We start from the raw sequence: 18,841 nt of genomic DNA, 5'->3' as shown, positions 1-18,841 counted from the left end.
TGATGACAACCGCTGGAAGCGACGATTACAAAAAGAAACCCATGCCAGTTCTCGCCTTTGCCGTAAGTCAGCGCTCACCCATGGTTTTCGGGCGTCAGGCCATGAACAGCCGATAGGCGTCGTTGTCCGACTCCTTCCAATAGCGATAACCGATATCGTCGAAGTACTCCTCGACGTGGGAGCGATCACCGTTGGGAATCTGCATGCCGACCAGCACGCGACCGAAGGCGGCGCCGTGGTTGCGGTAGTGGAACAGCGAGATATTCCAGTCCTGGGGCAGGTGGGTGAGGAAATTCATCAGCGCTCCGGGACGCTCGGGGAACTCGAAGCGATACACCTCCTCGTCGAAGTGCTCCTTGGGCCGGCCTCCGCCCAGATGGCGAATATGCAGCTTGGCCAGCTCGTTGTCGGTAAGATCGACCACCGGATAGCCAGACTCGCGCAGCTTGTCGATTACCGCCTGGCGGTCCTCGCCGCCCGGTTTGACCTGCACGCCGACGAAGATGTGCGCTTCCTCGGGGTCGGCGTAGCGATAGTTGAACTCCGTCACCATGCGCTTGCCGACGATGCGGCAGAACTTCTTGAAGCTGCCGGGGCGCTCGGGAATGGTCACGGCCAGGATCGCCTCGCGCTGTTCGCCCAGCTCGGTGCGCTCGGCGATATGCTGCAGGCGGTCGAAATTGGTGTTGGCCCCCGAGTTGATGCACAGCAGGGTCTGCCCCTCGACGCCGGTCTGCTGGATGTATTTCTTGAGTCCGGCGAGCGACAGCGCCCCGGAGGTCTCCGACACGGCACGGGTGTCGTCGAAGATGTCCTTGACCGCCGCGCACATTTCGTCGGCATTGACCGTGATGACGTCGTCGATCAGGTCGCGCACGATCTTGAACGGCACCTTGCCGATCTGGGCGACCGCCACGCCCTCGGCGAAGACGCCGACCTGGGAAAGCGTCACCCGCTTGCCCGCCGCAAGCGCTGCCTTGAGACAGGCGCTGTCCTCTGCCTCCACGCCGATCACCTTGATGTCCGGACGCAGGTACTTGACGTAGGCCGCCACGCCGGCGATCAGCCCGCCGCCGCCCACCGGCACGAAGATCGCATCCAGCGGCCCGGTGTACTGACGCAGGATCTCCACCGCCACCGTGCCCTGGCCGGCGATGACGTCGATGTCATCGAAGGGCGGGATGTAGGTGTAGCCGTGCTCGGCCATCAGCTCCTGGGCATGCTCGGCGGCGGCGGCAAAGGCGTCGCCCTTGAGTACCACCTTGGCCCCCCTGGCACGTACTGCCTGGACCTTGATCTCCGGGGTAATGCGGGGCATGACGATGACTGCCTTGACGCCCATCAGCTTGGCCGCCATGGCCAGCCCCTGGGCGTGATTGCCGGCCGAGGCGGCGATCACGCCTTTGGCCTTCTGCTCCTCGGAGAGCTGGGCCATCTTGTTGTAGGCACCGCGAATCTTGAACGAATAGACGGGCTGCAGATCCTCACGCTTGATCAGGATCTGATTATTGAAGCGCCGTGAAAGGAAAGGTGCCGGGGAGATGGGTGTTTCGCGAGCAGCCTCATAGACATGAGCCTGGAGGATCTTCTTGACGGTGGCTTCGAGCATCCTGATTTCCAAGGGTGGCGCAATGGGGCCGCAGCGTTTGCTGCAATGCAGAGCGAACCCCTATAGGTAGCATTTCTGGCCCCTTGGCGTCCAGCGAACGCGTCGGCATCGCGCCCCTTCCTGGCTTATAATGGCGCGACATTCGCCACCCACTCACAGTGAGCAAGTGATGACCCAGGACGAACTCAAGGCCGCCGTGGCCGCCGCTGCCATTGCGGAAATCGAACCATGGCTCGAGCGCGATACCATCCTCGGCATCGGCACCGGTTCCACCGCCAATCTGTTCATCGACCGGCTGGCCCGGTTGCGAGATGACTTCAAGGGTGCCGTGGCCAGCTCCGACGCCAGCGCCGAGCGCCTGCGGCGTCATGGCATCGAGGTATTCGAGCTCAACGAAGTGGGCACCGTGCCTTTCTATATCGATGGCGCCGACGAAGTGAACGCTCACTTACACATGATCAAGGGCGGCGGCGCTGCGTTGACCCGTGAAAAGATCGTGGCGGCCTGCGCCGAGCGCTTCATCTGCATCGCCGACGGTTCGAAGAGGGTCGAGCGCCTGGGAGCCTTTCCGCTGCCGGTGGAGGTCATTCCCATGGCTCGCTCCTACGTGGCCCGCGAGCTGGTCAAGCTGGGCGCCGACCCGGTCTATCGCGAAGGGGTGGTGACCGACAACGGCAACCAGATCCTCGACTGCCATGACTTCATGATCGATGATCCGGTCACCATGGAAGCCCGCCTCAACGCCATCGTCGGGGTGGTCACCAACGGCCTGTTCGCCGCGCGCGGTGCCGACGTGCTGCTGCTGGGAACCGAGCAGGGTGTCGAGCGGCTGTCCCCGGCCTGACAGGTCAGCGACCGCTCACTTCACAGGAAGCAACCGCTCCAGGCCGTCCATGGTTCGCGCCAGCGCACCGCGATTGGCGGCCACCACGGCCAGGCCCGCCTCGGCCAGCCGGTGGCGCTCGCTCTCGTCGAGAAAGAGGGTGACCAGGGTATCGGCCAGGGCCGCACTGCTGGGCACCTCGACCAGAGCCCCGCCATGACGCAGCGTTTCGGCCACATCGACGAAGTTGGCCAGCTCGGGCCCGGTCAGCACCGGCACGCCCATGGCGGCCGGCTCGAGAAGGTTATGCCCACCTACCGGGACCAGGCTGCCGCCGACAAAGGCCAGGTCGGCGGCACCATAGAGGGTAAGCAGCTCGCCCATGGTGTCACCCAGGTAGACCGCCGTGCGCTCGCCGGGCCACTCGCCGAGCGAGCGGCGCGCCAGCGAGAAGCCGCGTTCACGGCACAGCTCGGCGACTGCCTCGAAGCGCTGGGGATGGCGTGGAACCAGGATCAGCAAGGCGTTGGGGTAGGGCTGACGCAGCGCGGCATGGGCCTGAAGCAGCGCTTCCTCCTCACCGGGGTGAGTGGAGCCGGCTACCCACACGGGACGTGAGCCCAGGCGTGTGCAAAGGCGCTTGCTGTCCGCGCAGGACGCCTCGTCCGGCGTCAGATCGTACTTGAGCGAGCCCACCACATCGGTCTGCGTGGCCGGCATGCCCAGGGCTCGGTAACGCTCGGCATCGCCTCGTGACTTGGCGGCCAGCCAGTCGACCTGCCCCAGGGCCTCGGCCATCAGCGGGCGAAGCCGGCGGTAGCCACGAAAGGCTCGAGGCGACAGACGGCCGTTGACCACCGCCGTGGGCACGCCGCGACGCCGGCAGGCGGCCAGCAGGTTGGGCCAGATCTCGGTTTCGAAAAAGATTGCCAGTGCAGGCGACAGGCGCGCGACGAAGCGGTTGGCAGCGCCAGGGTAATCGAGCGGTACGAATCGATGCACCAGGCGTTCAGGCTCGCCTGCCTGACGCCGTGCCTCCATCAGCGCGTGGACCCGCTCGGCGCCGGTGGCGGTCATGGTGGTGACCACCAGCTGGTGGGACGGATAGCGCTGCAGCAGCGCTTCGACGAGCGGGCGGGCGGCCTGTACTTCACCGACCGAAGCGCAGTGAAGCCACAGCCGGGGCGACTCGGTGGCAATGCGCGGTATCAGTCCAAGCCTTTCACGCCTCAGGTTAGTGAGCGCATGCTCACACCACACTCGCCTCCAGACGAAGGGGGCCAGCAGATAGAGCACCAGCGAATAGAGCCAACGAGGCCAACCCCGAGCTGCCCTGACCATCAGATCTCGCGATCGAGGATGGTGGCGATCATGGCGGTGGTCGAGACGCCATCCTCGAAGCCCAGCACCTTCACCTCACCGCCAGCGGCGCGGACGGCTTCGCCACCCGCGATCTCCTCCACGCGGTAGTCGCCGCCCTTGACCAGCACGTCGGGCAATACCGCCTCGATCAGGCGCTGCGGCGTGTCCTCGCCAAATGGCACCACCCAGTCCACCGCACCCAGGCCGGCCAGTACCTGCATGCGACGGGAAAGCGGATTGATCGGCCGCTTGGGCCCCTTGAGCCGGGCAATGGAGGCGTCATCATTGACCGCCACCACCAGTCGGTCGCCGAGCCGGCGCGCATGCTCAAGATAGGCCACGTGGCCGGCATGCAGGATGTCGAAGCAGCCATTGGTCATGACCACCCGCTCACCGCGCAGCTGCGCGGCACGCACTGCCTCGATCAGCGGCAGCTCGTCGATGACGCCGAACTCGGCCAGCTTGTCGCCGTGCACTGCGGTGTAGAGTTCTGCGATGGAGAGCGTGGCCGTGCCGGGCTTGGCCACCACCAGCCCGGCGGCCAGGTTGGCCAGGGTCATGGCTTCGGGGAAACCGTGGCCGGCCGCCAGCGCCAGCCCCAGCACACCGATCACGGTGTCGCCAGCGCCGGTGACGTCGAATACCTCGCGGGCACGAGTCGGCAAATGCAGCGGCTCGTGATCGGTACGAATCAGGGTCATGCCCTTCTCGCTGCGAGTGATCAACAGCGCCTCGAGCTCGAGTTCGGTGCAGAGTGCGGCGCCCTTGGATGCCAGCTCTGCATCATCGCGGCAGTGACCGACCACCGCCTCGAACTCGGTCAGGTTGGGCGTGATCACGCTGGCCCCGTGATACTTGGAGAAATCGCTGCCCTTGGGGTCGACCAGCACCCGCTTGCCCGCGCCGCGAACCAGCGCGATCAGCTCCTCGACCCGATTGAGCGTTCCCTTGCCGTAGTCGGAGAGGATCACCAGGTCGCAGTCGGCCAGCCCCTGCTCGACGCGCGCCAGCAGCCCTCGGGTATCGAGTTCACCCAGGCCATCCTCGAAATCGAGCCGAATCAACTGCTGGTTGCGACTCATCACACGCAGCTTGGTGATCGTGGGAATCCCCGGGCTGCTCTCGAAGTAGGTATCGACACCGGCCGCCTCCATGCGACTGACCAGCCGGCGGGCGTTGTCATCGTCGCCCACCATGCCGCTCAAGGCGGCATGGGCTCCTAGCGAGGCGATGTTGAGGGCCACGTTGGCCGCTCCGCCGGGGCGGTCTTCGCACTCCTCGACGCGAACAACCGGCACCGGGGCCTCAGGCGAGATACGTGAGGTGCCGCCATGCCAGTAGCGGTCGAGCATCACGTCCCCCACCACCAGCACATGCGCCTGCTCCAGCGCGGTCAGGTCTAGCTTCATCGGATCATTCCTTTTCCTTGTGGCTGTCGCGGCGCGCCAGCAGGGCATCAAGACGCTCGACCACGTCATCGATACGGATCAGCGACATGGCATCGGGATGACGGACACGCTCGCCCCAGGTGATTTCGTCGGGCTCGCGGTGCATGTAGGTACGCACCGCATCGGAGTAGCGATTCACCACGTAGTCGCGCCACAAATAGGGGGCCGCGCGATCCGGGTTGGTCGTGGCATACAGGCCGACGACCGGGGTGCCCATGGCGTTGGCCATGTGCACCGGCCCGGAATCCGGCGCTATGACCACCTGAGCGCGACCGATCAGCGCCAGCAAGCCCTTGAGCGATGTGGCGCCGATGGCGTCGACGACTGCCGCCGGCTGGCTCAGTGCAGCGATGCGCTCGCCCATTTCCCGCTCCAGGGTGCTGCCGCCGCCGGTGAGTACCGTTTTCAGGCCATACTGAGCCCAGGCATGCTCGATGACGGCGGCGTAGCCCTCCGCCGACCAGTTGCGGAAATTGCGCAGTCGTGGATTGGCACAGGGACTCATGAGCAGGTAGCCCGCCTCTCCGGTCAATGCCGCGGCCTCCTCGAATGCCGCATCGGGCACCGCCAGGTCCCAGGCCAGCGACAGGTCCTCCACTCCCAGCAGGCGGGCAAAGTCGAGGTAGGATTCCAACACATGCGCGTGCGGGTGCGGAGCCAGCTGCCGCTGGGTGAACCAGTGCTGGGCATCCTTGGCCCGAGCCTTGTCGTAGCCTACCCGCACATCGGCCTTGAGCCCCAGTGAAAGTACGCTGGCCCGCAGCGCCTGCTGCATGTGCAGCAACACGTCGAAACGGGTATCGCCGAGTTCGCGCCACAGCCGGCGCATGCCGGCCAGCCCCGTGGACTTGTCGTAGACCACGAACTCGACCCCCGACAGGCCGGCCAGTAGACTGTATTCCGCCTTGCCGACGATCCAGGTGATACGAGCGCCTGGCCACTGGCGCTGCAGCGCGCGAACGGTGGGCACCAGGTTGCATACGTCGCCGAGGGCGGAGAGTCGCAGCACGGCGATGTGGCGCGGTTGGTCAGGCAGAGGATGCTTCATGCACTTGGCAACATGTCAGACGGGAAAGACGTTCATTCTATATGATGCGGACAGTGTATGTGACGCCGAGTCGGCGCCACAAATCGCCCCGTCACTGTTCGCCCCGGACCACTGGCGTCAGGCAGGACGCGTAATCGGCGAAGCGCCGGGGCGTGGCAGCAGCCTGTTCCTCGACGCTGGCGGCGCGCAGTGGGTACTGCGGCCCTATCGCCGCGGCGGCTTGGTCGCCAGGCTCAGCGAGAGCGACTATCTGTGGACCGGCGTCGAGCGCACCCGCGCCTTTCGCGAAATGCGACTCACCGCCCGCCTCCATGAGCAAGGGCTGCCGGTGCCCAGACCGGTAGCCAGCTGCGTCACTCGCCGCGGCATCACCTACACGGCCGCCTTGATCACTGTACGCATTCCCGGCGCAAGCGCCCTCGCCGAGCGCCTCGTCGAAGCCGAGGCAACACTCCTCGAGCGGGTCGGCGCGGCCATACGCCGCTTCCACGAGGCCGGTCTCGACCATGTCGACCTCAACGCCCGCAATCTGCTGGTCGATGGCGCCGGGGAGGTGTGGCTGATCGACCTCGATCGCTGTCGGCTGCGCCGCCCCGGTCCGTGGCGAGAAGCCAACCTTGCGCGCCTCGAGCGCTCCCTGGCCAAGTTCGGCCACGCCGAGAAGATGGCGGCGGTCCGTCGAGGCTACAAGCCGTCCTCATCCGATGGGCGAGGCAGCTCCCGTTCCGGATAGAGCCGCAGCAGCAGCTCCTCCAGCCCGTGCAGAATATCCGCCTTGCCTGGCGTCGCCCCGTCACGCAGGAAGACGGCTTCATGGAAGTTCTCGTAGCGCGGCCAGTAGCGATACGGCAGGGTGCGAAAGAAGATTCCCAGGGTCGGCGTATGGGTTGCCAGCGCCAGGTTACGCACGCCCGTGTCTCCGCATACCAGCACCGAGACCCGAGTCATCCACTCGGCGAGGCGCTCCAGGTCCATGCGCGGCTGGACGCTGACATTGCCTTGCCTGGCCACGACTTCGGCAAGGAATTCGCCTCCCTCTTCCGCCTTGTGCCCTTCCAGCAGCACGTGCTGATAGTCGACATGTGTGCTTGCTGCGGCCTCGATGAGCTGCCGCCAGGCATCGAACGAGAGCGACTTGTCCGAGCTCGAGGCAAAGGGAAAGTAGGCGATGATGCGCTCGGCGTCGCTCCCCAGGTGGCAAGGCATGGCGAAATCGAGAGGATACCTTGGCTTGTGGCCCATCACCTTGAGGAAGTCGAGCAGCACCTCGGCTTCGTAGTGGTAGTTGGTGCGTCGCAGCCCGACATCGTAGAGCAGGCGATTGGAGAGCGAGCGGTAAGGAAAGCCGAGCTTGATCGAGGCGGAGGTCATGAAGGTCAGCAGCCGCGAACGGGCCGTGTCGGCCAGGTCAAACAGCATGTCGAAGGGAGTCAGGCTGCGCAACGAGCGCCACTGTGCGCCAAGGCCACCCTGCGTCTCCTGCACGAAGAGCTCGTCGATGAGATCCTCGGGCACGGCGTACCGATAGGTGCTCACCGTCGCCAGGGTGACATGGGCACCTGGAAACAGGCGACGCAGCTCGACCAGGAAGGGCCGCGTGGCCATGTAGTCGCCAAAGGCGCATTGTCGTATCACCAGGATACGCTGGACCTCACGCGACGGTGCGCGCTCCAGCCACTCACGCCCTCTGCGGCTCAGGTAGGCGCACTTATCCGTCCAGACTTTCATCGTTCCGTTGTCCTGAATACTCCTCGACCAGCGCTGTTACATGGCGGGAAATGGCAAATGTCGTCTCGGCGCGCTGCCTGGCAGCCTGACCGAGACGGGCTCGTAGCGCCGCATCCTGCCCCTGCTTGGCCATGGCATCGGCCCAGGCCAGCGGCTTCTGGGGGTCGGCAAGGTGCCCGCTGCCCGCCTCGAGCAGCTCGGGAATCGCTCCGCTGTCGGCACCGATGATCGCCTTGCCGGCGGCCATCGCTTCGACCACGGTCAAGCCAAAAGCCTCGTTTCGCGAAGGCACGCAGACGATATCCAGCGCCTCGAACAGGCGCGGCAGATCGGCGCGAAAGCCGGCGAATGTCACTCGACCTTCCAGCCCGAGCTCGGCCACTCGCCTGCGCAGTTGGGCCACATAGGCCTCATCGCTTCCCTCCCGGGCCGTCAGGCCGCCGATCAGCACACCGTGCCAGTCAAGTCCTGGCGCCCTCTCGTGCAGCAATGCCAGCCCTTCCAGCCACACCTCGTGGCCCTTGCCGTCGGTCAATCGCCCAGGCAGACCGATGGCCACCTGGCCGGGGGCAACGCTCAGCTCCCTGCGCTGGGTCTCGCGGGCCGGCTCATCCAGCCGTGGAGCATAGGGCGTCAGGTCGATGCCCAGGTAGAGCCGCCGGATGCGCTCGGGCGGCAGCGGGAAGGCGGCCAGGTTGCGCTGCCGGGTGGCTTCGCTGATGGAAAAGAGCCGCGTGACCCGGCCGTAGGCCCAGCGGTGATAGAGGTCCTTCTTCGGCCGGGTCACGCCCATGTGATCGGTGAAGAAAAGCTTGAGCCCCGGGCGCAGCGCTGCCAGCAGCGCTGCCAGGCGCAGATCACTGGACTTGTGACAGTGCAGGACATCGATGCCATGACGCCTGAGGTAGGCCAGGATACGACCCGCCTGCAGCAGCGCACGTCCACGTGAGGGTGTCGTCAGCGGTTCCACGCCGGCGACCGCCATGCTCTCGGCCACCCTGGAGCCGGCAAGGGCCAGACCGTGGGCTTCCCACCCCTGGCGTTGCAGCTCGGGTATAATCCGCGCAGGATACATTTCGAGGCCGCCCCAGCCATCCGAGAGGCAAATATGCATGACCTTGTGCGACAAGGCTGTCTCCTTCGTCGGTCAAGCGGGGCTCGGGAGCCCAGATGACGTCTTCTTCCACCGTGGCATGCCGCCACGCCAGGGATCAAATGCTGCGCATCCTGGTGGTGCGCAACGACAAGCTCGGCGACTTCATGCTCGCCTGGCCGGCACTCGCCTGTCTCAAGGCGACCGTCCCGGCTGCCAGGATCAGCGTTCTGGTGCCGAGCTACACGGCGCCCCTCGCACGCCTATGCCCCTGGGTCGATGAAGTCATCATCGACCCAGGCACCGGCAAGGCGGCGAAACAAGCGCTGCTCGACCGTCTGCGCCGGGAGCGCTTCTCGGCCATGCTGACCCTCTACTCCACACCCCGCATCGGCTGGCTGGGCTGGCGTGCAGGAATTCCCTGTCGTGTGGCGCCTGCCACCAAGTGGGCGCAGCTATTCTACAACCATCGGGTCATCCAGCGCAGGTCACGCTCCGCCAAGCCGGAATACCTCTACAACATCGAACTCGCCGAGGCGCTGCTCACCGCGCTGGGCCATACGCTCAAACCGCGCCCCAGCCCGCCCTTCTGGCCGCTGAAACCTGATAGCATCGAGGCCCAGCGAGAGGAAATTGCCAGCGAACTCGACCTCGATGCCTCGCGTCCCTGGCTGTTCCTGCATGCCGGCAGCGGCGGCTCGGCCGTCAACCTGAGCACGGCCCAGTATGCCAAGCTGGCCGCGGCGATTGATTCGCGGCTCACAGCCACGGGTATCCAGGCACACTGGGTGCTTACCGCTGGCCCCGGTGAAGAGCAAACCGCACTGTCACTCAGTAACACCCTGAGTACCGCCGGGCTGCACGCCGCGGTGCTGCCGTCACGCCAGCGCCTGGAGGATTTCGCCCTGGCCCTGGCCGCCGCCGACCTGTTCATTGCCGGCTCCACCGGGCCGCTGCATATCGCCGGCTGCCTGAACCGTCCAACGGCGGGCTTCTATCCTGCCCGCCGCTCGGCCACCTCGCTGCGCTGGCAGACATGCAACGAGGAAGCGTGCCGCCTCGCCTTCAGCCCGCCCGAGGGTGCCGGGGAGAGCGAAATGTCAGCCATCGACCTCGAGACCGCGGCCGCAACCATCAGTGACCTTGTGCGTCGTCGGGCGGCGGAGACGTGCGCGTCCTGATCCACAGGTCGGCATACTTGGCGAAGGTGGAGTGCGCCGAGAGCAGCGCCAGCAGCAGCCCCTGGCGGCCGTCGAGAAAGCCCGCCTTGAGAATGTACATGCGCAAAAAACACCCCAGGCCATGGACGATCCCGTCCAGCAGGCTGCCTTGCTTGCCTCGAGCGGCACGCTGCTCGGCCCATGCCTGGGCATAGTGGGCCGATTTCTCCAGGTAGTGGCGCAGGTCACGATAGGTATAGTGCAGCAAGTCCCCCTGCAGCGCCCTGACGGGCAAACCGTGCGGGTTCTGCAGCTTCTCATGGACCAGGGACGCGTCGTAGCCCGCCTTGCCTCGGGGATAGAGACGCGCGACGCGATCGGGATACCAGCCGGAGTGGCGGATGAAGTCGCCGAAGCACCAGGAAAGTCGTGGCAGGGTATGGATGGCCGGCTCGCCCGCGGCAACGGCAGCCTGGATGCTGGCACGCAGCTCGGGCGTCACCCGCTCATCGGCGTCGACCATCAGGATCCAATCACTCTCCACCATGGCCTCGGCCCGCTGGCGCTGCACGCCAAAGCCCTGCCAGTCGGATCTCACCGCCACCCTGTCGGTAAACTCGCCTGCGATATCGCAGGTGGCGTCGGTGCTGCCGGAATCGAGTACCACGATCTCGTCTGCCCAGCTCAGGGTCTCCAGGCAGGCGTGGAGATGGTGGGCCTCGTTCTTGACGATCAGTACCGCAGCCAGGCTCATCGGCATTTCCTAGTCGGTTCGTCGGCTGGCCAGTTTACTGGTGACCCATCAGGCCAGCAAATCGACCACCTGCAAGCCACTGGCCTATGCTTTTTGGTGCCAGGCGGGAAACCCTTGGTAAGCTAGCCAATGAACTCAAGGAATGATTCAGACCCATGCCAACTCCTACCAAGCTGTTCGAACTGGTTCACCCACGCTGGCTGTCACTGCTGGTCATCGGCTTATGCATTGGCTATGCGGTCACCTCCTTGACCCGTCTGCCGACCTGGGGCCTGCCGCTGATTGCCGCAATATGGATGGTCCCGGGAGCCTGGTTCAACTGGGGGGCTCCTCGAAATCAGATCAGAGCCCCGCGCCGCTGGCCCTGGAGCCTGTTGCCCATCGCCCTGTGGGGGCTCTATATCTACCTCTCCGAGAGCTTCGGCATCGTCGACCTGGCCGCGGTGTTCTTCCATCTCCAGGCCGGCATGGCCGACCATGGCGGGATCAGTCGCATCTGGGCGGCCACCGGCTATACCCTTTCCATGGCAGCGCTGCTGCTCTCGCTCACCTGGCTGGTGCGCAATGATCAACGCTGGCGCCGCGGCGAGCCCTTTCTCGCTCTGGTCCTGCTGGCCAGCAACCCCCTGCTGTACGGGGTCACCCAGCGCGGGGCGGCCATCGTCACCGATGATGGCGCCTGGCTCGACCGCCAGTACGTGCCACCCGTCATCCTCGAGGCCCCTGAGGAACCTCCCAATCTGCTGCTGTTGTATCTGGAGAGCATCGAGCGAACCTATGCCGATCGCGAGCGCTTCGGCGATGCCTACGCGGACCTGGATGCCATCGGCGAGCATGGTCTGGTCTATGAGGGCGTCTACCAGATCGACAATACCGGCTGGACCATGGCCGGCATGATTGCCAGCCAGTGCGGAAGCCCACTGATGCCCGCCGGCCTGCTGCACGACCGCCAGTTTTCGCCGCTGGAAAAAGTGGTGCCCGGAGTCGACTGCCTGGGAGACCTGCTCTCCGAACAGGGCTACCGGCTGAGCTACCTGGGTGGCGCCAGCACCGCCTTTGCTGGCAAGGGCATCTTCTACAAGGATCACGGCTTCGATACCGTGCTCGGCCGGGAGGACCTGCAGCCGCTGCTGGACGACCCCGAGTACGTCAACAACTGGGGGCTGTACGACGACTCGCTGTATGACTTTACCCTGGAAGAGATGCGCCGACTCGACGAGCAGCCAGGCCCCTGGGGCGTGGTCAATCTGACCATTGCCGGCCACGCCCCGCGAGGCTACCCCGCTCAGCGCTGCATCGACCGCCAGGGGGAGTTCGACGGCGTCGATATCCTCTACTCCGTAGAGTGTTCAGCCTGGCTGGCTCGTGATTTTCTCGAACGCGCCGACGCCGAGGGCCTGCTCGACAATACCGTGGTGATCATCGCCAGCGACCACCTGACCATGCGCGTGTCGGAATGGGAGCAGCTGATCCAGGGCGAGCGTGACAATACCTTCATGCTGCTGGGCCCCGGGATTCCCGTTGACCGCCAGACCCGGGAGGCTTCGATGGTGGATGTATTCCCCACCATCCTCGAGGCCATGGGGTTCACCATCGACTGGCACCGGGCCGGTCTGGGGGTCTCGCTGCTATCCGACGAGCCGACGCTGATCGAGGAGCACAGCATGACCGCCATCAATGCCCGTATGCGCGAAGAGAGAGCACTTCAGGAGCGCTTGTGGGATGGCCTCGCCCCCGAGCCGCAAACGGCTCCCGAAGAGGAGCAGGAGAAACAGGACCAGGTGCTGGAAAACCCAGTGGACGCCACCGGCGAGGAGCCCGCCACGGTACAGTAACGCCACCTGACACAAGCTTAGCTGCGTCCCCCTGCGCCGCCGCCGGCATTCGCCAGCACGGCTGCCAGGACTCGCTGGGGAGAAAGCTGTACCAGACAGTGGGTATGTCCCAGAGGACAGCTGCGCTCGAAGCAAGGCGAGCAGTTGAGCGCCAGGTAGTGAATCTCGGCGCTGGCGGTGAGTGGCGGCGTATAGGCCGGTGACGACGAGCCATAGAGCGCATGTACCCGGCAGCCAACCCCCGCAGCCACGTGCATCAGCCCGGAATCGTTGGTTACCACCTGCTGGCAGTCGGCCAGCAGATCCACCGCATCGGCCAGGCGGGTCTGCCCACAGAGGTTGTGCACTCCTGCCTGGCCCTCGGCAATCGCCGAACCGGCCGCGGCATCCTTGGGGCCGCCCAGTACCCGGACCTCGAACCCTTCCGCCGCCAGGCGTCCGGCCAGCTCGCGAAAGTGACCCAGCGGCCACTGCTTGGCCGGGCCGTACTCAGCGCCCGGCATCATGCCGATGGCGGGGCACGTCGCCAGCCCCAGCCGCTCGCGCTGTTGGGCCTGGTTGTCGGGATCGACCCTCAGTCGTGGCCGAGGAATGGAAAAGTCGCCGCGCCGCGCCGTTTCGGCATCGAGCCCCAGTGCCACGAAGCGCTTCACGGTCTGATCCAGCGCCGCCTTGTCGAGCGAACGCCGGTCGTTGATCAGGCCATAGCGCTGCTCGCCGGTAAAACCTGTACGTTGCGGAATACGGGCCAGAAACGGCACCAGGGCCGACTTCCAGGAGCGAGGCAGCACGATGGCCCTGTCAAAACGGCCGCGCAGCTCGCGGGCCAGGGCTCGGCGAGTCGACCAGCCGAACTCGCCATGGCCGACTTCCAGGCTGGCCACTTCATCGACCTCTTCCATGCGCTCGAGGATCGGCTTCGACCAGCCCGGCGCGACCACGCCAATCCGGCTGCCCGGCTCGCGCTGTTTGAGGGTCTTGAACAGGCTCTGGGCCATGACCATGTCGCCGACCCAGGAAGGACCGACGACAAGAATGCTGGACGGCGACGAGGCCGCCTGGCTCACCCCCTCGCTCCGCTCAGCCACGCCAGGTAATCCTTCACCCCTTCCGCCACGGTACGAAACTCGCGCTGATAGCCCGCCTCGCGCAGGCGCGAGATATCGGCACGCGTATAGCTCTGGTAGCGCCCCTTTAGCTCGTCGGGGAAGTCGATGTACTCGATCCGGCCGCGGCCGTGGAAGTCGATCACCGCCTCGCCGATGGCCTTGAACGGCTCGGCACGTCCTGTGCCTAGATTGAAGATGCCTGACTTGTCGGGGTTGTCCAGGAACCAGAGGTTGACGTCCACGACGTCGCCGACATAGATGAAGTCGCGGCTCTGCATGCCGGCCTCGTAGCCATCCCAAGCGCCGAACAGGCGCAGGTCCTGCCCGGCGGAGACCTGAGTGTGGTTGTGGTAGGCGACGCTGGCCATCTTGCCCTTGTGCTGCTCCCGTGGGCCGTAGACGTTGAAATAGCGGAACCCCACCACCTGGCTGGTCAGTTGGTCCCAGTGCTGGCGCACGTACTGGTCGAACAGCAGCTTGGAGTAGCCGTAGACATTGAGCGGCTTCTCGTGCTCGGGCTCCTCGCGGAATACCTCGCTACCGCCATAGGTGGCTGCCGATGAGGCATAGAGAAACGGGATACCCTGCTGCTGGCAAAAGTGCAGCAGCACCTTCGAGTACTCGAAGTTGTTATCCAACATGAAGCGGCCGTCCCACTCGGTGGTGTCCGAGCAGGCGCCCTCGTGAAAGATCGCCTCGATCGGCGGCAGGCGGGACGGCTCACCTCGCAACGCTGCCTCGACGCGCGAGCGGAACTCCTCCTTGTCGAGGTAATCGCCCAAGGTGCAGTCTGCCAGGTTGATAAACTTGGTGCCGTCGCTCAGGTCGTCGACCACCATTACCTCGTGCCCGCCGCGCTCGTTGAGGGCCTTGACCAGATTCGAGCCAACGAAGCCGGCACCGCCTGTCACTACGATCATTGTGAACCTCACTGGGGGCGCGTTGCTGCGCCTATAACCGATGTGTCTGTGATTGTATACTTGACGCCTTGTGAATTCATGGCCAACGGTGCATCGCAATGACTCTCTCGACAACCCCGTCGCCCTCAGGGTCGACGATAGACGTGAAGACCTTCCAGGGTTTGATCCTCGCCCTGCAGCAGTACTGGGCCGAGAAAGGCTGTGTCGTGCTCCAGCCGCTGGATATGGAGGTCGGGGCCGGCACCTTCCATCCCGCCACCTTCCTGCGCGCCATCGGTCCTGAGACCTGGAACGCCGCCTATGTGCAGCCGTCCCGCCGGCCCACCGACGGCCGCTACGGCGAGAATCCCAACCGCCTGCAGCATTATTACCAGTTTCAAGTGGTGATGAAGCCATCGCCGGCCGACCTGCAGGAACTCTATCTGGGCTCGCTCGCACGTCTCGGTATCGACCCGCTGGTCCATGACATTCGCTTCGTCGAGGATAACTGGGAGTCTCCCACCCTGGGCGCCTGGGGGCTTGGTTGGGAAGTCTGGCTCAACGGCATGGAGGTGACCCAGTTCACCTACTTCCAGCAGGCCGGCGGACTCGAGTGCTACCCGGTAACGGGCGAGCTGACCTACGGCCTCGAGCGTATTGCCATGTACCTGCAGGACGTCGACAGCGTCTACGACCTGATCTGGGCCGTTGCACCGGATGGCTCCAAGGTCACCTACGGGGATGTCTACCTGCAGAACGAACGCGAGCAGTCCGCCTTCAATTTCGAACATGCCGATGTTCCGGCCCTGTTCAATGCCTTCGATCATCAGGAGCGCGAATGCACCAAGTTGCTCGAAGCCGGCTTGCCGCTGCCGGCCTATGAGCAGGTGCTCAAGGCCTCGCACACCTTTAACCTGCTGGATGCCCGCCACGCCATTTCCGTGACCGAGCGCCAGCGCTTCATCCTGCGCGTTCGTACCATGGCCCGCGACGTGGCCCACGCCTACTTCGCCTCGCGCAAGGCCGCCGGTTTCCCGCTGGCCCCCGAGGCGCTGCGTCAGGAGCTGTTGGCCAAAGAGACTACCGCCGAACAGGGAGACACGTGATGGCTGCCAATACCCTCTTGATCGAACTGGGCGTCGAGGAGCTGCCGCCGGGCGCCATTGATTCGCTGGCCGATGCCCTGGCCGAGGGCCTCCGCCGCGGTCTCGCCGAGGCCGAGATTGCCTTCGGCGACATTCGCGCCTACGCCACGCCTCGCCGCCTGGCAGTGCAGGTTGCCGAACTCGCCGACAAGCAGCCCGACCGCGAGGTCGAGCGCCGTGGTCCCGCAGTGGCTGCCGCTTTCAAGGAGGGTCAGCCGACCAAGGCAGCGGAGGGCTTCGCCCGCTCCTGCGGCGTCGAGGTCAGCGAGCTGATTCACCTCGAGACCGACAAGGGCACTTGGCTGGGCTACCGTGAGCAGCAGCAGGGCGAAGCCACGACGAAGCTCCTGGCTGCCATCGTCGATAAGGCCATTGGCGCCCTGCCGGTACCCAAGAACATGCGCTGGGGAGCCTCCCGGGTGGAGTTCTCTCGCCCCGTGCACTGGCTGGTAATGCTCTACGGTAGCGACGTGGTCGAAGCCGACGTGCTGGGGCTGAAGGCCGGGCGCACCACTCGTGGCCATCGCTTCCATGCGCCGCAGCCCATCGAGCTAGCTCATGCCGACGATTACCTCGGCGCCCTCGAACAAGCCTGGGTTCTGGCCGATCGGCAGCGGCGCCGAGAGCGAATCCGCGAGCAAGTCCTGGCCGAAGCCGAAGTTCAGGAAGCCGAGGCGGTGATCGACGAGGAGCTGCTCACTGAGGTCAGCGGCCTGGTGGAATGGCCGGTGGCGCTGTCCGGCAGCTTCGATGAGCGCTTCCTCGACGTGCCGGCGGAGTGCCTCATCTCGTCGATGAAAGCCAACCAGAAGTACTTCCACCTGCTCGACGAGCAGGATCGGCTCAAGCCACGCTTCATCACCATCGCCAACATCGACAGCAACGACCCACAGCAGGTGATCGAAGGCAACGAAAAGGTGATTCGTCCACGCCTGGCCGATGCCGCGTTCTTCTACGACACCGACCGCAAGAAGCCTCTGAGCGACCGCATTGCGTCGCTCTCCGGCGTAGTCTTCCAGAAGCAGCTCGGCACTCTGGCGGACAAGGCCCATCGCAGCGCCGCCGTCGCGGCCTTCATCGCAGGCCGTATCGGCGGCGACGTGGCTCAGGCACGCCGTGCCGCTGAGTTGGCCAAGTGTGACCTGGTCACCGAGATGGTACTGGAGTTCCCCGAGCTGCAAGGCATCATGGGCCGCTACTACGCCACCCATGACGGCGAACCCGCAGAGGTCGCCCAGGCCCTCGAGGAGCAGTACCTGCCCCGCTTCGCCAGCGATGCGATCCCGGCCTGCCGCACCGGCCAGGCCCTGGCACTCGCTGATCGTCTCGACACTCTTACCGGCATCTTCGGCATTGGCCAACGTCCCACGGGAACCAAGGATCCCTTCGCCCTGCGCCGGGCCGCGATCGGCGTGCTTAACATCATGATCAAGGGCGAGTTGGATCTCGATCTGCGTGAGCTGCTCGAGCTGGCCGCCGCACAGCACCAGGAGCTGCCCTACGCCGAGCAACTGGTCGACGAAGTGCTAGGCTACATGCTCGATCGCTTCCGCGCCTGGGGGCAGGACGAAGGCATCCCCGCCGAGGTCTACCTGGCCGTCAGGGCTCGTCCGGTCACACGACCGCTGGACTTCGCCCGCCGCCTGCGTGCAGTGCATGCCTTCACCCAGCGTGAGGAAGCCGCTGCGCTGGCCGCTGCCAACAAGCGGGTCTCCAACATCCTGGCCAAGCAGGAAGGTACCACCAGCAGCCAGGCCGAAGCATCCTTGTTGCAAGAGCCGGCCGAAAAGGCGCTGCACGAGGCCCTATCAGCCAGTCATGACCTCGTCATGCCGCTGTTCGCCGAAGGGCGTTATCGCCAAGCCCTCGACCGCCTGGCCTCCTTGAGATCGCCGGTAGATGCCTTTTTCGATGACGTGATGGTCATGGCCGAGGATCCGGCAATACGCCAGAACCGCCTGGCCCTCCTCGCCGGACTGCAGGCGCTGTTTCTCGAAGTGGCCGATATTTCCCTGCTGCAGCAGTGAGCAGGTCATATCGAAGCCGGCCGGGGTGCTCCCGGCCGGCTTTTTCACGCCTGCTTTGCTGTGTTATCCAGGCGGCATCGCGCCAGTGTTTCACGTGAAACATCCCTCCCCCACGAGCATGCTTGGCATGGGGTGTTTCACGTGAAACACTTCCCCTTCACTCTTATTCTGCTCATGGTGCAAGATGCCTAACGCACCCCGTGTCGTGATTCTCGACCGCGACGGCGTCATCAATCACGACTCCGACGCCTACATCAAATCTCTCGAAGAGTGGATCCCCTACCCCTCTTCCATCGAAGCCATAGCCCGGCTGAGCCGAGCCGGCTGGCAAGTTGCCATCGCCACCAACCAGTCCGGTATCGCACGCGGCTACTATGACGAGGCCACCCTGGCCAAGATGCACGGCGAACTCGAACGACTGGTGGCCGCCGCAGGAGGCGAAATCGCCCATATCGCCTACTGTCCCCACGGTCCGGACGACGGCTGCACCTGCCGCAAGCCACTACCCGGCCTGCTGGAAGAGATCGGCACTGCACTGGGGCTTGATAGCCTGGAAGGCAGCTGGATGGTGGGCGACAGCCTGCGCGACCTGCAGGCGGGGGAGGCGATGGGCTGTCGTTCCGCCCTCGTGCGCACCGGCAAGGGCAACCATACCGAGGCGAAAGCGACGGGATTGGAAAACGCAAAGGTTTTCAATGATCTGGCTGCATTTGCCGATTGGCTGCTGGATCAGGCCTAGACGCTTTTCGTAAAAGCGTCGGGACAGCCCTACTGATCTGGGCACCCCGCATGAAAAAGCCG

The 18,841-nt window shown here is 65.0% G+C and carries 16 protein-coding genes; 7 read left to right on the top strand and 9 right to left on the bottom strand.

The window, feature by feature from the left end; all coding sequences use genetic code 11:
- Positions 1 to 94 precede the first annotated feature (94 nt).
- Complete coding sequence (gene ilvA / locus H1D44_RS03180) at positions 95 to 1,609, bottom strand: threonine ammonia-lyase, biosynthetic (RefSeq protein ID WP_181513398.1); 1,515 nt, start codon at positions 1,607 to 1,609, stop codon at positions 95 to 97.
- A 169-nt stretch (positions 1,610 to 1,778) separates the two neighbouring features.
- Between ilvA and rpiA the strand changes: the two genes are divergently transcribed.
- A complete protein-coding gene (rpiA, locus tag H1D44_RS03175) occupies positions 1,779 to 2,453 on the top strand; it encodes a ribose-5-phosphate isomerase RpiA (protein WP_181513397.1) in 675 nt (224 codons plus the stop codon).
- 15 nt (positions 2,454 to 2,468) lie between these two features.
- Here rpiA and waaA read toward each other — a convergent pair whose 3' ends face one another.
- From waaA to H1D44_RS03160, 3 genes are read right to left on the bottom strand one after another with little or no spacing between them, the layout of a single operon-like run.
- On the bottom strand, positions 2,469 to 3,773 hold the full coding sequence (gene waaA / locus H1D44_RS03170) for a lipid IV(A) 3-deoxy-D-manno-octulosonic acid transferase (protein WP_181513396.1): 1,305 nt from the start codon (positions 3,771 to 3,773) through the stop codon (positions 2,469 to 2,471).
- Positions 3,773 to 5,203 (bottom strand): bifunctional D-glycero-beta-D-manno-heptose-7-phosphate kinase/D-glycero-beta-D-manno-heptose 1-phosphate adenylyltransferase HldE, encoded by a 1,431-nt coding sequence (gene hldE / locus H1D44_RS03165; RefSeq protein WP_181513395.1) that lies wholly within the window; start codon positions 5,201 to 5,203, stop codon positions 3,773 to 3,775. Before hldE ends, waaA begins: the two co-directional genes overlap by 1 nt.
- 4 nt (positions 5,204 to 5,207) lie before the next feature.
- A complete protein-coding gene (locus tag H1D44_RS03160) occupies positions 5,208 to 6,290 on the bottom strand; it encodes a glycosyltransferase family 9 protein (protein ID WP_181513394.1) in 1,083 nt (360 codons plus the stop codon).
- Here H1D44_RS03160 and H1D44_RS03155 point away from each other — a divergent pair.
- The gene (locus H1D44_RS03155; protein ID WP_181513393.1) at positions 6,289 to 7,023 is read left to right on the top strand and encodes a 3-deoxy-D-manno-octulosonic acid kinase; all 735 of its coding nucleotides are present in this window, start codon (positions 6,289 to 6,291) and stop codon (positions 7,021 to 7,023) included. The two genes, H1D44_RS03160 and H1D44_RS03155, sit on opposite strands and share 2 nt — an antisense overlap.
- On the opposite strand, the gene H1D44_RS03150 is transcribed toward H1D44_RS03155, so the two are convergent.
- Positions 6,975 to 8,018: a glycosyltransferase family 9 protein gene (locus H1D44_RS03150; RefSeq protein ID WP_181513392.1), complete on the bottom strand. Its 1,044-nt coding sequence runs from the start codon at positions 8,016 to 8,018 to the stop codon at positions 6,975 to 6,977. The two genes, H1D44_RS03155 and H1D44_RS03150, sit on opposite strands and share 49 nt — an antisense overlap.
- Positions 7,999 to 9,147, bottom strand: a complete 1,149-nt coding sequence (locus tag H1D44_RS03145; protein WP_238984405.1) for a glycosyltransferase family 4 protein — start codon at positions 9,145 to 9,147, stop codon at positions 7,999 to 8,001. The genes H1D44_RS03150 and H1D44_RS03145 overlap by 20 nt, the downstream gene beginning before the upstream one ends.
- 41 nt (positions 9,148 to 9,188) lie before the next feature.
- Between H1D44_RS03145 and H1D44_RS03140 the strand changes: the two genes are divergently transcribed.
- The gene (locus H1D44_RS03140) at positions 9,189 to 10,292 is read left to right on the top strand and encodes a glycosyltransferase family 9 protein (RefSeq protein ID WP_181513391.1); all 1,104 of its coding nucleotides are present in this window, start codon (positions 9,189 to 9,191) and stop codon (positions 10,290 to 10,292) included.
- On the opposite strand, the gene H1D44_RS03135 is transcribed toward H1D44_RS03140, so the two are convergent.
- Positions 10,246 to 11,025 (bottom strand): glycosyltransferase family 2 protein, encoded by a 780-nt coding sequence (locus H1D44_RS03135; RefSeq protein WP_220127946.1) that lies wholly within the window; start codon positions 11,023 to 11,025, stop codon positions 10,246 to 10,248. The genes H1D44_RS03140 and H1D44_RS03135 overlap by 47 nt on opposite strands.
- A gap of 155 nt (positions 11,026 to 11,180) precedes the next feature.
- On the opposite strand from H1D44_RS03135, the gene H1D44_RS03130 reads away from it, so the two are divergent.
- Positions 11,181 to 12,860, top strand: a complete 1,680-nt coding sequence (locus H1D44_RS03130; RefSeq protein WP_181513389.1) for a sulfatase-like hydrolase/transferase — start codon at positions 11,181 to 11,183, stop codon at positions 12,858 to 12,860.
- A gap of 17 nt (positions 12,861 to 12,877) precedes the next feature.
- On the opposite strand, the gene waaF is transcribed toward H1D44_RS03130, so the two are convergent.
- Together waaF and rfaD are read right to left on the bottom strand one after the other, a co-directional pair.
- Positions 12,878 to 13,948 (bottom strand): lipopolysaccharide heptosyltransferase II, encoded by a 1,071-nt coding sequence (gene waaF / locus H1D44_RS03125; protein WP_338073461.1) that lies wholly within the window; start codon positions 13,946 to 13,948, stop codon positions 12,878 to 12,880.
- On the bottom strand, positions 13,924 to 14,889 hold the full coding sequence (gene rfaD, locus H1D44_RS03120) for an ADP-glyceromanno-heptose 6-epimerase (RefSeq protein WP_181513388.1): 966 nt from the start codon (positions 14,887 to 14,889) through the stop codon (positions 13,924 to 13,926). Before rfaD ends, waaF begins: the two co-directional genes overlap by 25 nt.
- Positions 14,890 to 14,987: 98 nt before the next feature.
- Between rfaD and glyQ the strand changes: the two genes are divergently transcribed.
- The 3 genes from glyQ (at position 14,988) to gmhB (ending at position 18,779) form a co-directional block, all read left to right on the top strand.
- On the top strand, positions 14,988 to 15,974 hold the full coding sequence (glyQ, locus tag H1D44_RS03115) for a glycine--tRNA ligase subunit alpha (protein WP_181513387.1): 987 nt from the start codon (positions 14,988 to 14,990) through the stop codon (positions 15,972 to 15,974).
- Positions 15,974 to 18,040, top strand: coding sequence for a glycine--tRNA ligase subunit beta (gene glyS / locus H1D44_RS03110; RefSeq protein WP_181513386.1), 2,067 nt, complete (start codon positions 15,974 to 15,976; stop codon positions 18,038 to 18,040). The genes glyQ and glyS overlap by 1 nt, the downstream gene beginning before the upstream one ends.
- Before the next feature lie 184 nt (positions 18,041 to 18,224).
- A complete protein-coding gene (gmhB, locus tag H1D44_RS03105; RefSeq protein WP_181513385.1) occupies positions 18,225 to 18,779 on the top strand; it encodes a D-glycero-beta-D-manno-heptose 1,7-bisphosphate 7-phosphatase in 555 nt (184 codons plus the stop codon).
- Positions 18,780 to 18,841 lie beyond the last annotated feature (62 nt).

Origin of the sequence: Billgrantia kenyensis, assembly GCF_013697085.1 — a bacterium.
Classification (GTDB): domain Bacteria; phylum Pseudomonadota; class Gammaproteobacteria; order Pseudomonadales; family Halomonadaceae; genus Halomonas; species Halomonas kenyensis.
Note: the sequence above shows the minus strand (reverse complement) of the source record. Positions and strands in the feature narration are given on the sequence as shown.

Bases quoted from the DNA above. Each gene is read 5' to 3' on its own strand.
- glyS (WP_181513386.1), top strand. From the start codon at position 15,974: ATGGCTGCCAATACCCTCTTGATCGAACTGGGCGTCGAGGAGCTGCCG.
- H1D44_RS03150 (WP_181513392.1), bottom strand. From the start codon at position 8,018: ATGAAAGTCTGGACGGATAAGTGCGCCTACCTGAGCCGCAGAGGGCGT.
- rpiA (WP_181513397.1), top strand. From the start codon at position 1,779: ATGACCCAGGACGAACTCAAGGCCGCCGTGGCCGCCGCTGCCATTGCG.
- H1D44_RS03130 (WP_181513389.1), top strand. From the start codon at position 11,181: ATGCCAACTCCTACCAAGCTGTTCGAACTGGTTCACCCACGCTGGCTG.
- H1D44_RS03140 (WP_181513391.1), top strand. From the start codon at position 9,189: ATGACGTCTTCTTCCACCGTGGCATGCCGCCACGCCAGGGATCAAATG.
- glyQ (WP_181513387.1), top strand. From the start codon at position 14,988: ATGACTCTCTCGACAACCCCGTCGCCCTCAGGGTCGACGATAGACGTG.
- H1D44_RS03135 (WP_220127946.1), bottom strand. From the start codon at position 11,025: ATGAGCCTGGCTGCGGTACTGATCGTCAAGAACGAGGCCCACCATCTC.
- H1D44_RS03160 (WP_181513394.1), bottom strand. From the start codon at position 6,290: ATGAAGCATCCTCTGCCTGACCAACCGCGCCACATCGCCGTGCTGCGA.
- hldE (WP_181513395.1), bottom strand. From the start codon at position 5,203: ATGAAGCTAGACCTGACCGCGCTGGAGCAGGCGCATGTGCTGGTGGTG.
- H1D44_RS03155 (WP_181513393.1), top strand. From the start codon at position 6,289: ATGCACTTGGCAACATGTCAGACGGGAAAGACGTTCATTCTATATGAT.
- waaA (WP_181513396.1), bottom strand. From the start codon at position 3,773: ATGGTCAGGGCAGCTCGGGGTTGGCCTCGTTGGCTCTATTCGCTGGTG.
- gmhB (WP_181513385.1), top strand. From the start codon at position 18,225: ATGCCTAACGCACCCCGTGTCGTGATTCTCGACCGCGACGGCGTCATC.
- ilvA (WP_181513398.1), bottom strand. From the start codon at position 1,609: ATGCTCGAAGCCACCGTCAAGAAGATCCTCCAGGCTCATGTCTATGAG.
- rfaD (WP_181513388.1), bottom strand. From the start codon at position 14,889: ATGATCGTAGTGACAGGCGGTGCCGGCTTCGTTGGCTCGAATCTGGTC.